We start from the raw sequence: 514 nt of genomic DNA, 5'->3' as shown, positions 1-514 counted from the left end.
AACGATGCGGGAGTGGCGGAATTGGTAGACGCGCTGGATTTAGGTTCCAGTAACTTCGGTTGTGAGAGTTCAAGTCTCTCTTTCCGCACCATTTCTTGATAAGAAATAAAATTATCAAATAATTCTTTGTTGGGATATCGCCAAGCGGTAAGGCACCAGGTTTTGATCCTGGCATTCCCAGGTTCAAATCCTGGTATCCCAGCCAACTTCTTCTACCAAGGAAAGTTGGACAAATGAATGGCTCAGCTAAGAGTTTAAAATTGCAGCAGTGTTTTATTACACAAACGATGCGGGAGTGGCGGAATTGGTAGACGCGCTGGATTTAGGTTCCAGTAACTTCGGTTGTGAGAGTTCAAGTCTCTCTTTCCGCACCATTTTCTTGATAAGAAATAAAACTATCAAATAATTCTTTGTTGGGATATCGCCAAGCGGTAAGGCACCAGGTTTTGATCCTGGCATTCCCAGGTTCAAATCCTGGTATCCCAGCCAACTTCTTCTACCAAGGAAAGTTGGA

General features: G+C 43.8%; 4 tRNA genes. All 4 read left to right on the top strand.

Annotation, left to right across the window (positions count from 1 at the left end):
• Nucleotides 1–6 precede the first annotated feature (6 nt).
• Nucleotides 7–91: transfer RNA gene (locus L647_RS0107830), tRNA-Leu, on the top strand.
• 39 nt (nt 92–130) lie between these two features.
• A tRNA-Gln gene (locus L647_RS0107825) sits at nt 131–205 on the top strand.
• A gap of 84 nt (nt 206–289) precedes the next feature.
• Nucleotides 290–374, top strand: a tRNA-Leu gene (locus tag L647_RS0107820).
• A 40-nt stretch (nt 375–414) separates the two neighbouring features.
• Nucleotides 415–489: transfer RNA gene (locus tag L647_RS0107815), tRNA-Gln, on the top strand.
• The last annotated feature ends 25 nt before the right edge of the window (nt 490–514 follow it).

Source organism: Pseudoalteromonas sp. TB64 (assembly GCF_000498095.1).
GTDB lineage: Bacteria > Pseudomonadota > Gammaproteobacteria > Enterobacterales > Alteromonadaceae > Pseudoalteromonas.
This window is presented reverse-complemented; position numbering and strand designations above follow the sequence as displayed.